Consider the following 14488-nt stretch of genomic DNA (forward strand, 5'->3'; position numbering starts at 1 on the left):
ATGACACTATACACGCAACATCTAGAACAACTCCGAACGACATTTAATGAGGGACTAAAACGTGCAAATGTGGATGGCGTTTTAATTTATGCCGGCGAGCAAAAATACCCGTTTCAAGATGACAATGGTCAAAGAGTTAATATCAACCCATATTTTAAATACTGGCTCCCTTTAACGAGCCAAGTAAAAAGCTTTGTTTATTATGAAGCAAATGAAAAACCTCGATTATTCCTCTACCAAATCAGTGATTATTGGCACGCTCAGCCAGAAACACCACCTGGTGAATGGCAAGAACACTTTGACCTCACGATCATTTCAGATCCTCTGGAAGTGAGTAAGCACCTCAACCAACGACTTTCCAATACAGCATTTATTGGTGAAGAAACTGAACTAGCCACCGAGCTTGGTATTAATAATGTTAATCCGAGTGCTCTTTTAAATTACATCAACTATCAACGGGCGTATAAATCAGCTTATGAAATTAACAATATGCGTAACGCCAATCAACTTTCGGCTAAGGCTCATTTAGCGGCAAAAACGGCGTTTTACAATGGTGCTTCAGAACTGGAAATTCATCAGGCCTATTTGGCGGCAATTAATATTCGTGAAAGTGAGCTACCATACAACAATATCATTGCACTGAATCAACACGGTGCCATATTGCATTACGACCATTACCAAACAACCAAGCCAACGCATTTTAAGTCATTTTTAATAGACGCGGGTGCCAGCTTTAATGGTTATCACGCAGATATCAGTAGAACCTATATTGGTGAACAATATGCAAACCATGAGTTCAGTGAGCTCTATCAAGCCTATCAACAGGAATATGCAGAACTCCTAGGTGAAATTTCGCTAGATAAGTCATACCTAGCGTTTCATGACTCTTCACATCGCCGCATGGCTAAATTATTAAGTCAATTTGGTTTACTCAACTGCAGTGCCGAAAAAGCTTACGAACATGGTTATAGCCGCGTATTTTTCCCTTGTGGAACGGGTCACTATATTGGCTTGCAAGTCCACGATATCGGCGGATATTTATCTGAAAATGGTTTGAATGAATCCGTTCGAGATCCGCGTTATCCATTTCTGCGTTTGAATAGACCGATGGAAAATAATGTTGTTTTTACTGTAGAGCCAGGTATCTATTTTATCGACATGTTACTTGAACAACATAAGGATAACCCTGACTTTAATTGGTCTAGGATTAATCACTTTAAATCTTTTGGTGGCTTTAGAATGGAAGACAGTATTGCAATGGTAAATGGCAAGCCTGAAAACCTAAGTCAGCAGGCTTTTGATGAATTAGCCTAACAATAAAAAAGAGCGATAAGTCGCTCTTTTTTTTATCAGTTTAAAGCGTTTCTAACCAACGATGAAAATCATCGTCCATCGACGTCCCCCACTCTAGTATCAACGCTTGATACCGAGGAAAGTCACCTTGTCGGGTAAAGAATAACATTTGCTCAACTTTATCTCGTTGTTGCTCCATCATGTAACGCGCGGCTAGATAGCCCCAGCGATAAACTTTATCGACATTCCAACCATCACCAGAGTTATACAAAAGCTCACTCAATGAATAGGTTTTATCCTTGGCCAATGCAATCGCTTTTGGGTTATCTTCCATATGTGCAACATATTCGGCGATTCCTTCCGTCCACCAGGTTAAATAAGGTGGCTTAGGCGCTGGTTTTAAACAATATTCAGGCCCCGCATGGTTGTCATGCAAACCCGCACAAAAGTCACCGTAGTTGTTGTAACGCCCATCTAAGTAATGAACAAATTCATGATTTAGATTCCAGACTTCACCATTTCTCAAGTAAGCGACATATTCTGCGCTGTTATCTTCTAAATGTGGCAAGCCCTCTAAGTACATTCCACCATTGTTTGAAGGTACATCAAAGTGTTTTGTGACATAGGCTACATAGTCGTCTTTACTGGCGTAGATATTCGCACGAAGTACCGTGTTATGGTCATGCAACACTGGTTTATTTTGGCGCTCAAACAGGCGGTGAAATCGCTGTTCAGTGGACAGCAATAAACGACAAGAATCCGCAATATTTTGCTCCGTCATTTGCTGATAACGTAGGCTTAAGTTGTCGGCACATTGGTGAGTTCCTGACAGTATTTTATCAATTTCAGGTTTGTTGCGAACCCACGCGGGCTGATACGTCTCGCCCTCTCTTACAACATTGCCCGTCGCAAGTACTATATTCTCAGATACCGGCGACGCGGCTTTCTCTTCTACGGTTGTTTGAACTGAGTCATCACACGCCATTACACCTAATGGTAATGCCAACATTACTAACTTTTTCATTATTATTGTTTCTCCGAATTAACCTAACAAATGGGCTTCCTTGCTCATTTATTAGAGGGAAGGTTAGGTTTGCATAAAAGTTTCAATCTGCGAGATTGTTCTAGGTAAGCTAATCGACAGGTTTTCATGACCTGTATCGGTAACTAAAATATCGTCTTCTAATCGGATGCCCATGCCACGAAAGTGCTTTTGTACATTCATACAACTTTCCGGAAAATAAAGCCCAGGTTCGATGGTGAAAATCATATTTTTCTCTAGCTCGACCCATTGGCCATGTTCATCGTGATAACTACCAACATCATGAACATCTAAACCAAGCCAATGTCCTGTTTTGTGCAGTGAATACTGCTGAAATAGCGATTTTTCGAAAATCTCATCAACACTTGCATCAATCACCTTAAGATCATGAAGGCCTATCGCTAGCTCACGCATGGCTGCAGGATAAATATCCCCCCAGCTGGCTCCAGGTTTCACTTTGCTGATACCTGCTTCTAACGCGTTAAGTACAACTTGATAAAGCTCTTTTTGAGGTGTAGAAAATTGTCCGTTTACCGGGTATGTTCTGGTGATATCGGCCGTGTAATATTGATAATCAGCGCCAGCGTCTATCAACAATAATTCACCATCTTTAAGACGTGCCGTGTTTTGGGAGTAATGCAAACAACACGCATTGTTACCTGCAGCAACGATTGATGGATAGCCAACATCTTGACAACCAAACACACTGGCCTGTTGCATAAATAACGCGGCCAATTCGTTTTCTGTTATTCCCGGCTTTGTTGCTCGCATAACCGCTTGATGCGCCACAACTGAGGCATCAACAGCCTGACGAATTAACGCTATCTCATGCTCATCTTTAACTCTTCGCTTTTGCTGAATATACGGGAGTGCACTGTGGAGTTGCTTGAATATTTTTGGCTCATCGAACTTCGCCTGCTTCCTTTGACCATCAAGCCAATGGAAAATATGTTCATGAAACCTGCCTTGCTCGTCGGACAAATAGATATGCTTTCGATGACCCAACAATCGTGGCAACTCTTGATGGAGTGCTGCAATATCAAAGGCGGCGTCAGCACCATATTGTTCAATTGCTCCTTGTTGGCCTGCTCTCGCGGCAAACCATACCTCTTGAAATTCATCTTTAGGTTGATTGAACATCACAAAGGGTTGATCACTATTGGGGCGTAATACAGCGACAGCATCAGGCTCCGCATACCCGGTAAGGTAGTAAAAGTCATGATCTTGTCGAAATGGAAAAAGAATATTCTTATTTCTCACTTTTTCTGTATTGCCAACCAATATAACAACTGCATCTTGTTCAATTGATGCGAGAAATTGGTTACGACGTTGTTGATAAATATTCATGAATTGCCCTCTAATTTCGAGACAAGTAGTTGGGCGGCTGCAAGGTCTTCAAGCGCATGCCCAACGGATTTGAAAAAAGTGATGTCAGTTGGTTGCCTTAAAAAGTGCGTATCTTTTCGAGCTAACGCGAATAAATCGGCTTCTATATCTTCAGGTTTAATGATTTGCTTACTTAGCGGAATTGCTAAATCGCCCGTTTCTTTTAATGCGCCTTGTAAGTTATCAACCACGATTCGGCTTCGTAATAAGCATTCATCATCTGCTTCACGCATATCAGGGCGATATGCACCAACCATATCAAGGTGTTGACCCGGCTTTAGCCATGTGCCACTTATTAGTGGCTCAATGCTCATCGTTGCACAGGAGACAATATCAACAAACGCTATCGCCTCACTGATGTCTTCAACCACCGTTGCTTGCACCGGTAAATGGCTGATTTTCTTTAATACCTGTTTAGCTTTTTGAATGTCTCGGCCCCAAACAAAGATCTGCTCTATCGGCCGAACCGAGCAATGCGCTTCGATCAGCTCACTAGACAAAGTTCCTGTGCCTATCATCAATAACGATCGACTGTTTTCACGCGATAAAAAGCGACTCGCCAATGCCGAAGCAGCTGCAGTGCGCTTTGCAGTTAAGCTGGGTGCGTCAATCGTGGCTTTCACTTCGCCTGTGACAGCATTGATTAATACATAGATCCCCTTTATCGAGGGTAAATCAAATTTATAGCTTTCAGGAACCACCGTAACTAGCTTAACGCCAATATCTTCACCGACTTGCCATGAAGGCATCATTAGCAAGGTCGTTTCTCGTTCACTCACAGGGTTTGGTATATCAAAATGCTGACGTAGAGGTGTTTCAATGTCACTGGCAAATGCGTGTTCAAGTTTATTGATCAGTTCTACATAGCCCAATTGGCTACGGACCTGTTGTGCAGAAATAATATTACTCATGTTTAACTACCTGTATCAGAAACAGCGCCTTTGATTTCAAAAGCATTCGATTGGACATAGCGACGATTAAACCAAATCAGCCCTATGCTTGTAACAACACCGACAATGGCAAATAGCGCCCACATGAGTTCAGGCCTATTCATAGATTTAGCGAGCTCACCATAAGCCCAACCTGAGATTAAACCTGCAAACAGAAAGCCTAACGCCATTGAGACAAAGTAATACCCCATGTACAGCGCTGACTGTGATTTAGGCGCTATGCTGGCAACATATTCCTGGCTTTTAGGTGAAGTGATCATTTCGCCAAATGCCATCATTAACACAGCTAACACAACGACAGCTCCACCCACAGGCGCACTATCAGCTAAAATGGCAACAACACAACCAAGACTAAAAACAATCACACCAGCAAATAGCACATTGATCTCTTTGAATTTCTGACACACGTAGCTCACGGCTATTTGACAAATCACAATAGCCAAAAAGTCTAAATTAATAATGTACTCAGGATTAATTTGACGGTATTGGCTTATCCACTTGTCTGCCAGTGTTGATACTGCCTGAGGATCTGGCTGAGGTCCGAGTAATAGCAATCCTTGTTGAATTTCAGCGATAGGCACTCTGACTTTTAAGTGAATAAGTTCATCAAAAGCAACGCTCGCGCTCGTACCAGAGACCGCAAGTTGTTGAATGTGTTCAACAAGCGCCTCTTTATTTACGAATGCAAGAAAACTGACTAAGCCCTCACCTAATGGCGCAATCGCGTTAACCAAATCCGTCGTATCAACAAAGTCCCGGATATATAAAGGCATGGTATAAAACAGCTGCATGTAGATGGTCCAAAAACCCGTTAAAATCACCAAATAAAGCGCAAATGGTGCATTACTGACCTTGACAGGTTGTCGATACCATAATGTTGACTGGTTAACGAATAGCTTTTCCCAGATGGCATTGATAACTAACCAAGCAGCAACAAATGCAACCGCCTGGCCATAACTAATAAAGCTAGAACCTGCTAACATCAGCAACACAATGCACGGGAAGATCAACAAGGCAAATCGCGCATTCCCTAATATTTGCTGAGCTTGCTTTAAGGTTTTTGCAAAACTGCCACTTGCCTTCGATTGGCTGGTTGGTGAGCGATAGAAAAAAACAGCTGGCAATAAGTTAATTAAGATCCATAACGCAGACATCATAAACACCGCGTCCCAACTGATTGCTCTGACATAACCTGCGACAAGTGGTCCAATAAAACCACCGATATTTACCATGGTGTAGAAAATACCAAATCCTAACCCCCTATTTTTGTCATTTGTACAGTGGCTAATCGTACCGACAACAACAGGTTTAAAGCATGCCGCGCCAATAGCTACCGCTGAAAACGCGATAAAAAAGCTACTAAAACTCGACGCTTGTCCGAGCAAATAATAGCTGGGAGCCATGATCAGGAACGAAATAATAAACATTTTCCTGTAGCCATAACGGTCGGCTAATGCCCCTGTAATTACAGGAAGTAAGTAAAGAAAGAATGGAATGATCCCCTGCAGCGCGCCGCGTTGCTCTTCCGTAAAACCAACCCCACCTTGCGCAACCGGCGTTGTCATATACAAAGAAGATAAAGTGAAAAAGCCATACCATGCCAAACGTTCAAATATCTCCATGGTATTGGCAACATAAAACGCACTCGGAAAAGACCAAACTGATTTACTCATTTTTGTTTATTTTTTATTAGTAAATGATGGAAACAGATTATTGTATACAATATACCAAAGTGTCAAATTGTATTTTAACACCCGTACACCGATTTTTTCGTGATCAACAATTGCAACTAAAACGATCACTTACCGTGTATTTAATGAACTTCTGTTGGAAATTTAGTCTGTTACACCATTTGATACGATTTATTACTTGCTGAAATGTTATTCAGGGCATAGAATGCCGATCTGCACTAGTGATACTAGTGGCACTTGGGGCTGATTCAGGATTCGACAAGATTCACGAAACCCAAGGTGCATGCCCAGGGGCGGTTGGCCTGGTAAAAAGCCGCAAAACTATAATTGCAAACGACGAAACGTTCGCACTAGCAGCTTAATGCTAGCCATCCTCTCGAAGATTCGCCTATAGTCTTGAGATGCCGATGGTCACCCCATGTAGGCTAGCGAGGGAAGCTTGCTTGAGGCTGAACCGCGAAACCGTATCAAGCTCACCATGAAGAAGCCTGTCGATTGGCGTCTAATTGGCTAAATAAAAAATCGACTAAGCATGTAGGACCGAGGATGTAGGTTTTTTGGACGCGGGTTCAACTCCCGCCAGCTCCACCACATTAAAAAAAGACGCTCTAGGGCGTCTTTTTTGTTTTTTGTTCAATAAAAATCACATTAGGGCTTAAGGTTTAGCCATGCGAGCGAATTTGTTGACATCATATATTGTTTTTCACTCGCCGTAATCACCTGGTCTTTTTCAAGCTCATCGAGTAAAACACCCGGGTAGCAGCCAGGAACCGTTTCCATTTCGCCTAACGGATAAGGATCATCAACACCCCATAGAATTTGGCTCGAACCAACACGTTTGATCATCATTTCCAACGTTAGCGGATCGTGTACCAAGCTATCAAAATAGACATTTTTTGCGCCTATAGTGTCTTTAACGTCATGAGTATTTGGAAAAAGGTCTGGTCGCCCCACCATCCCTTGGTTTACGCGGGCCACGTTAGCCTGAGCCAACATGGCGCCATGGGCGAAACACGTGCGAACATTGGGATATTTTTGTGCGAAGCCATTGAGTGCAAACATTAAGAATGTGTCTGCCGTTTGAGCCATCATCCAAACCAAATGATTACGCCAGAAAATATCATTTAGATTGACCATTTTTCCAGCATCGTATGGGTGAAGCTCTACCGCTAAGCCATAATGATCAGCTAATTGCCAAATAGGCTCGACTGTTTTATCTGCAACACTCAACCATTCTCCGCTACTTGATAGGTAATGGGTGCTAAGGCACAGCAAACGCATGTTGTGTTGTTCAACGCATCGCTCTATTTCTTTGAGGGCTTGATCAATATACGCGGGTTGGACAACAAAGCCTGTCGTGAATCTGCGGGCATGTTCATATTGAACTTGTGCGTTAAAATCGTTTTGGAACTGCAAAATATCAAAGGTATCCTGCTCACCTATCCCGTTGCAGTAGAGTTGAGACAGGTTGAGAATCACTTCGTGATCGATGCCATGCTTTGCCATCCACTCAAGCTTTTCATTTAAGAAAAAGCTCGCATCCGTAATCGGTCTTCGCCAATCATTTTGATGCATGAACTTCTTCTGTTCATCCACCCAAAAGTACTTTTTTTCACGCATAAAATCAGGTACTTGATCCGGATAGGGTAACAAGTGACCATGTGCGTTTATTTTGCTATACGATGCTTTTTTGTCCATCTTGGTCTTTTTATAATTCAGGCTTTACTAAGATGACAAATTGGTTAATTTTTAGCAAGTTGCATTTGTACTAACGAACCGCTTTACAGCTCACTACTTAGCCATTTTTGCCAGCATTGCTTCAACCGCCTTTAAATGTGCTTCATCATGATGACACATGCCCTGAAATGCTGCACACATTGATAAGAAATCCGGCAGTTCAGTACGTTGTGCCATTTTCATTAAACGTTTTGTCATGCGCATTGAAGCCGTTGGATTAGCGGCTATTTGCTCAGCTAGCGCATTGGTTTCAGTCAATAGGTTATCGGGTTCAACAACGTTTAATACAATACCCAATGACTTCGCTTCTTCTGCATCAATAACGCGTCCAGTAAATGTCAGCTCCGCCGCCTGTTGATACCCGATAATTCGCTGTAAAAACCATGCACCACCGTCTCCAGGGATCAAACCTAAGCTTGAAAACGTTTCACCAAACTTGGCTTTAGTACTTGCCAGACGAATATCACACATATTAGCCAGATCAAAGCCTGCACCTATTGCAGGACCATTTACCGCCGCAATAACTGGTACTTCAAGACTTTGCATTGCAAGTGGGATATTTTGGATTCCTTGACGATACTTATCCATTAATGTTTTGACATCACCGCCAAAGTCACCCGTTTGATTTGCCATGTCTTTAACGTTTCCACCAGCGGAAAAAGCGGAGCCAGCTCCGGTAATAATTAATACGGCAATGTCTTGGTTTTGATTAATCCATTGGGCAGTTGAGACAATATCTTCAATGAGATGAGTGCCTGTTAAAGCGTTTCTCACGTCATGTCGATTTAATGTTAGTGTCGCTATATTGTTGGTAATTTCTAACTGTGCGTCAGTTAAGTGAGGGATAGATGTCATCATAATCTTCTATGTGTAAGCTTTGATGACACCTTAGCGTATATTAATCAACTTTTGCGTTTTTTCTTCGCTTTTTTTACATAGGGTTGAATAAACAAATACATTCCCGTCAACCAAAGGACGAAAAGAATGACACCACTAGGCAACATTAACCAAAGGTGTGCATTTTCAAAAAAGAATGTCCCATCATGTAGGCTTTCCAAGAAGTCAGAACGACGGTATGCAACCTGCAAAATTTCGCCTGTTTCGTTGTCTATTTGTACTTCCCACTGGCTCTTAGCTCTAACTTTAGTAATACCTTTTGAGGGTCTGACATCCAACCTATCAATGTCTTCCCAGCTTTGTATTTCTGCTTCCTTTACGGTTTTGACTTGAGCAAGAATTTGCTCAAACGCAATGCTTGGCGTTGCTGATTGACCTTTTTGACTCGGAGGCTGAAGGTAATCAAACTCTTTACGCACCAATAATAAAATGCCACTTATAATGACAATAAGAATAGGTAACGCGACAACAATGCTGCCCCATTTATGGATTTTTCTATTAGTTTTGTTGAAAGACTTCATTTAACGTTCACAAAATTTTTTACTTAGTGCTGATAATAAATACTCAATGCAACGCTTCTCTCAGGTTGCCATGGTGCATCTTCGTCGGCGGTTGCTTTATAAAGCTCATTGGTTAGATTATGCAAAAACAGCTTAATTTGCCATTTTGGCGACACCTGATATTGAGCATTTATGTGCCAAAGTAGCGTATCATCCAAAGGAATTTCTGCATCACCGACTCTATTTTTTTCAAATCGATAGCTCAATTCATTGCTAAATTGCCACTGATTCAGATGCCATACACTGGTCAACGACAACATATCAGGGTTTAAATCATCAATTGCTTGACCGTTGTCATTTTCTCCACGGTTATATTGATAAGTAACGTGGTGTTTTACATCATCGGTTTGCTGCCACTCGACAGACGCTTCAACGCCATAAATATCAGCGTTGTCTTGATTTCGATAGCTCAGCGTTTCTTCATCAATCCGATAACGTTCAATATAGTTATTAACGTTATATTGATATGCTGTCAGATGTACTGTTGCCGTGCTAGCTAGCAAATATTCCAAGGAAAATTGGCCGCCTAAACTCCTCTCAGGATCTAGCGCTTCGTTGCCAACGGTTGTGCCACGTGGCGTCTCACCTGTAAAGTAACGCTCTGATAAGGTCGCAAACCTAAAGGCATTGCCAATTTCTGCTTTAACATTGAAACGTGTCGATACTTCATGCTCCACAGATAAACTAAAGCTTGCAAAAGTGTCAGACACTTCGTCGTTAAGTGTATTTTGTATCTGCTCAATGTGATCAAATCGTCCAGAAAGTCCCCAGCGCCAATCGTCAATTAAGCCGTACTGATGAACAAAAATAGCGGTATTTGTTTGCTCTGCATCGAGTAATTGAGCTTCATAATTGAGCTGTTGATTCAACGAGTATTCTTGCTCGGAGATATCGACGCCAGCTCGTCGAATCCACTCTACTCCCCATCGTCCACCAGTTTCAGCGCGTCGCTCACCAATCCCCAAAAAACCGTCAAAGTCATTTTGCCAGAGAAGATTAATCGTCTGTGCATCATAGTCTGTAACATTGGTTCTCTCACCAACTCTTGTAATGCTAGATTGCCACGATTGATTATGAAGGCCTATATTCATCTCACCAAAACGTTGATGGGTAATTGCGAGGCTAGCGAGAAGGTGTTCATCATAAGGATATATTGTGATCCTTTCTGACGGATATTGCGCAGAACTCTTTCCAATATCGCTAGCATGGCTAACCAGTAAATCGGTATCAAAAGTAAACCCATCGAACGTATGCTGCATTGAAGCGATGCCAAAGAATTTATCAAATGCAGTATTAAGTGTTTCCCCATTTGCTGCTGTCGAATTATTTGCCCTTTGGTAGCCAGCACCAACACTATAAGTGTCATCACCATATCCCATGGCGATACTCTTTGCGTCGTTACTTGGTTGAATGTTGACTTGTGCTTGCGCACCGTCAAAATGTCTTAGACGCGCACTAATCACCCCCCCCATAGCATCTGAGCCATAATAGGCGGCGCTTGGGCCTTTTCTTACATCTACAGCTTCAATAAATTCATTGGGTAGAAACGCCGCAGAGTTACCTGCTCGCCTATCGGTGAGAATAGGCACTCCATTAACCTCTGTTTTAATTCGAGACTTACTAAACCCGCGGATACTATAACTCTGGAATTGACCACCCTGGCCAGATAAAGTCACACCAGGTATCGACTCCAACCAGTCCGCTAAGGTAATTGGATTTGAAACTAACTGCTCAGTTACAACTTGTTGATTTTGTGTTGTCACTAATTGGTGTTGATAGCGGTTTCCCTTGACTTCGATTCTCTCTATATCGTCTTCAGCATTCGCCACTAAAGAGATAGAAGCTAAAATGCTAGACAAAATTACCGGCGAGTAAAACAAGAACGGGGTTTTCAAGGGGGGTTCCACAATCATAAATCAAAAGCCGGAACACTATAGCAGAAAATACAACAACTATTTGGTCGTTTGACTTAAAAACTTAGCTGTTAATCGGCAATTTCGATACGAACCTTAATATGTTGCTAGCAATAGCAACTCAAGCTGTAATACACTAAACCTTATTATAATGATTTACTGACAAGACATGGATTTAAAACGACTTTTATCATTAAGTATTTCGCTTGCATTGACGCCAATGGCAGTATCTTTCTCTCCAGTAACATACAGCCAGAGTGCGACCACTATATCTGCTGGTGGATTTTCCAACTCACTCTATGAAAAAGCACGTTCAGCTTATGATTCTGGTGACGTAAACGAAGCTGTCATTCATGTGAAAAATGCCTTAAAACAAGACTCAAACAACTTGCCAGCGAGACTGCTATTCGGCCAAATTTTGTTAGAGTATGGAGAACTTGCCGCTGCTGAAGATCAATATCGTGTAGCACTATCGCTTAATGTCGATAAGTCACTTGTTATTCTTCCACTTGCACAATCTTTATTACTACAGAGCAAATTCTCAAATATTCTAGAAGATGTCGAAATTGGTCCTTATCCTCGAGACATCAACACCCTGGTATATATCTATCGAGCTAAGGCACAATCCGGCTTAGCAAGCTTTGATGAAGCTAAATTCAATTATGAGCAAGCATTGAATTTAGACGAAGGCAATATCGATGCCCTGCTCGGTTTATCAACGATTGCGAAGAAACAAAACGACACCATCAAAGCAAAACAGTATCTAACGCAAGCAAAAGCGTTGGCACCTAATGAACCTTATGTTGCTTTTTTTAGGGCGAGCAATTCCGTCACGAATTAAAACTTGCCGAAGCGTTAGATGCATACAACCGTGCGATCGAAATAAACCCTAACTACACTGACGCAAGACGCGCTAGAGCGACAATTTATCTTGATGAAAATAACCTATCTGATGCGCAAAAAGATATCGAATTTTTATTAGAAGAAATGCCTGATGATCCGTTTTCTCAGCTATTGCATGGTATTTATTTAGCTAAGACCAATCAAAGTACTGAAGCTAAAAACCTAATTGCGAAAACTTCAGAGCGCTATAGTCAATTAGACCCTGAAACGATTGACCAGTTTGCACCTCTGGCGCTTGTTTATGGTTTTTCGCAATTTTTGCAGGGCAACCTCCAGAATGCGACAACAAGCCTTAATAACTATCTGCAAAAAAATCCAAGTAGTAAACAAGCAAGAGAAATCTTAGCTGAAATTGCCATCGAACGCCGACAATATGATTTAGCAAGTGACTTATTACAACCTATTTCAGTTAGTCAGTTATCAAAGCGAAGTGCACACATTATGCTACGTTCGCTTATTGAAACACAGCGTTTCAACCGAGCACTTGAATTAATTACCGAGTTACCCACTGATATTACGCAAACACCAGAAATGGTAAATCTTCATGCCGTTGTCTTAGTTAAATCAGGTAAACCAAATCAGGCAATCTCATTATTGACCCAGCAAAACGTTGCTGAGCAAGGTTTAGCAAAACAACAAACATTACTGATACTTGGCTACAACTATCTTAATTTGGGTTTTAATAACGAAGCGTTAGACATTGCTAATCAGTTAGTTAGCCCAAGCAATGACAATACAATTGCCGAACTTAATTACATTGCATCGGCATACTTAGTTAATCAAGATGATAAAAATGCAGAGCGTTATTTCTATAAAGCATTGCAGTTAGATAAAGACGATGAAGTGGTGAAACGCAATTTAGCCCAGTTACACCTGAAAAATGGGCAGTATGCAAAATCGCAAGCACTGATTGAAGAGATGCTTGCATTAAACCCTGATAACTTGAATGTTTTACCGATCTACGGGGAGCTTTTAAAACGTCAGAACGACACAGTTGGTTCCTTGAGTGTGTTTGAGCAAATTAACGAACTTGCACCACAAAACCTCAAGAATAAGTACCAGCTAGCAAATGCCTACCTTGCAAGCCAACAAGCTGATAAAGCAATTGACACGGCAAATGATATTAATCGATTAGAGTCTTTATCGCCCTTCGCACTTATCGTGAAAGCAAAAGCAAATCTATTAAAAAATGATAACGCTCAAGCGGCAAGGTCGCTACGTATCGCCTTCGGTTTATTTACAGAAGATGCAGATAAGCTAGCTGAAATAGCGAAATTGCAATTAGCCGCAGCCGATTTTCTATCGGTCGAAAAAGCTATTGTAGAAATTGAAAAGCTGTCGCCAAATCACAAAGACCTTCACCACATACGCGTCCGTCTTCTTGAAGCAACGGGTGACTTAAACGGCGCCTTAGCACTCCTTCAAAAACAACGTAAGAAAACGGCGGCATTTTATGCGCTCCAAGCAAACTTAATGTTGAAGCTATACCAAGATCCGAGTGCTCTAGCGTCAGCAAAAAGTGCTTATGAGATGGAGCCAACTATAGAGCACCATGAACTTCTGATCCGAACACTACTAATAAATCGTGACAATGTAGGCGCATATCAGCAGTTTGATGCTTGGTTAACGAATAATCCAAATGATTGGCAAACATGGCGTAAAGTTGCAAATTTATATGAGCAGCACGATAAATTAGACGATGCTGTAGAGCATTATGAGCGCGCTATTGCGATCAACAATAAAGATACGTTTAGTTTAAACAATTTGTCATTATTACTTATTGAGAAAAAACGTTATGCAGAGGCATTAACGTACGCGCAACAGGCACATCAATTTGCGCCATTAGAGGCCAAGATTAACGACACATTAGGTTGGGCTTTAGTACATGAAAACCGAGAGCAGGAAGCCATCAATTACTTCAGAGAAAGTTTGGCTCGTGATCACAACAATGCAACCACTCGTTTTCATTTAGGTATGGCACTAAAGCGCTTAAACCGAAATGATGAGGCGTTAACTGAGCTCTATCAGGCGTTAACCGCGTCTCCAAATGATGAAATGAAAGCGCTCATTCAACAAGCCATTGATAACTAACTCTCACTAATAAAAGCGAAACGGA

Annotated in this window: 11 protein-coding genes and 1 other RNA gene; 4 read left to right on the forward strand and 8 right to left on the reverse strand. The window is 41.6% G+C overall.

Annotation, left to right across the window (positions count from 1 at the left end; translation table 11 throughout):
- The gene (gene pepQ, locus QQK05_RS05250; protein WP_284296492.1) at positions 1-1314 is read left to right on the forward strand and encodes a Xaa-Pro dipeptidase; all 1314 of its coding nucleotides are present in this window, start codon (positions 1-3) and stop codon (positions 1312-1314) included.
- Between the two features lie 40 nt (positions 1315-1354).
- Here pepQ and QQK05_RS05255 read toward each other — a convergent pair whose 3' ends face one another.
- The 4 genes from QQK05_RS05255 to QQK05_RS05270 all read right to left on the reverse strand — a co-directional run bounded on the left by QQK05_RS05255 (position 1355) and on the right by QQK05_RS05270 (position 6344).
- Entirely contained in the window at positions 1355-2317 is a 963-nt protein-coding gene (locus QQK05_RS05255; protein ID WP_284296493.1) for a collagenase, read from the reverse strand.
- Between the two features lie 63 nt (positions 2318-2380).
- Entirely contained in the window at positions 2381-3682 is a 1302-nt protein-coding gene (locus QQK05_RS05260; RefSeq protein ID WP_284296494.1) for an aminopeptidase P family protein, read from the reverse strand.
- Positions 3679-4632 carry a bifunctional Delta(1)-pyrroline-2-carboxylate/Delta(1)-piperideine-2-carboxylate reductase gene (gene lhpI, locus QQK05_RS05265; RefSeq protein ID WP_284296495.1) on the reverse strand — a complete coding sequence of 318 codons (954 nt, stop codon included), beginning with the start codon at positions 4630-4632 and terminating at the stop codon, positions 3679-3681. The genes QQK05_RS05260 and lhpI overlap by 4 nt, the downstream gene beginning before the upstream one ends.
- Positions 4633-4634: 2 nt before the next feature.
- Positions 4635-6344: an MFS transporter gene (locus tag QQK05_RS05270; RefSeq protein WP_284296496.1), complete on the reverse strand. Its 1710-nt coding sequence runs from the start codon at positions 6342-6344 to the stop codon at positions 4635-4637.
- A 257-nt stretch (positions 6345-6601) separates the two neighbouring features.
- On the opposite strand from QQK05_RS05270, the gene ssrA reads away from it, so the two are divergent.
- Positions 6602-6953: a transfer-messenger RNA gene (ssrA, locus tag QQK05_RS05275) on the forward strand.
- 57 nt (positions 6954-7010) lie between these two features.
- Here the strand turns inward: ssrA and QQK05_RS05280 are convergent.
- The 4 genes from QQK05_RS05280 to QQK05_RS05295 all read right to left on the reverse strand — a co-directional run bounded on the left by QQK05_RS05280 (position 7011) and on the right by QQK05_RS05295 (position 11451).
- Positions 7011-8060, reverse strand: a complete 1050-nt coding sequence (locus QQK05_RS05280) for an amidohydrolase family protein (RefSeq protein WP_284296498.1) — start codon at positions 8058-8060, stop codon at positions 7011-7013.
- Positions 8061-8153: 93 nt separating this feature from the next.
- Positions 8154-8957: an enoyl-CoA hydratase-related protein gene (locus tag QQK05_RS05285; RefSeq protein ID WP_284296499.1), complete on the reverse strand. Its 804-nt coding sequence runs from the start codon at positions 8955-8957 to the stop codon at positions 8154-8156.
- A gap of 44 nt (positions 8958-9001) precedes the next feature.
- Positions 9002-9517: a PepSY-associated TM helix domain-containing protein gene (locus tag QQK05_RS05290; RefSeq protein WP_284296500.1), complete on the reverse strand. Its 516-nt coding sequence runs from the start codon at positions 9515-9517 to the stop codon at positions 9002-9004.
- 23 nt (positions 9518-9540) lie between these two features.
- Positions 9541-11451, reverse strand: a complete 1911-nt coding sequence (locus QQK05_RS05295) for a TonB-dependent receptor plug domain-containing protein (protein ID WP_284296501.1) — start codon at positions 11449-11451, stop codon at positions 9541-9543.
- A 187-nt stretch (positions 11452-11638) separates the two neighbouring features.
- Between QQK05_RS05295 and QQK05_RS05300 the strand changes: the two genes are divergently transcribed.
- Together QQK05_RS05300 and QQK05_RS05305 are read left to right on the forward strand one after the other, a co-directional pair.
- Positions 11639-12310, forward strand: coding sequence for a tetratricopeptide repeat protein (locus QQK05_RS05300; protein WP_284296502.1), 672 nt, complete (start codon positions 11639-11641; stop codon positions 12308-12310).
- 146 nt (positions 12311-12456) lie between these two features.
- On the forward strand, positions 12457-14463 hold the full coding sequence (locus tag QQK05_RS05305; protein ID WP_284296503.1) for a tetratricopeptide repeat protein: 2007 nt from the start codon (positions 12457-12459) through the stop codon (positions 14461-14463).
- The last annotated feature ends 25 nt before the right edge of the window (positions 14464-14488 follow it).

This window comes from Thalassotalea loyana (assembly GCF_030161435.1).
In the GTDB taxonomy this organism is placed as follows: Bacteria; Pseudomonadota; Gammaproteobacteria; order Enterobacterales; family Alteromonadaceae; genus Thalassotalea_G; species Thalassotalea_G loyana.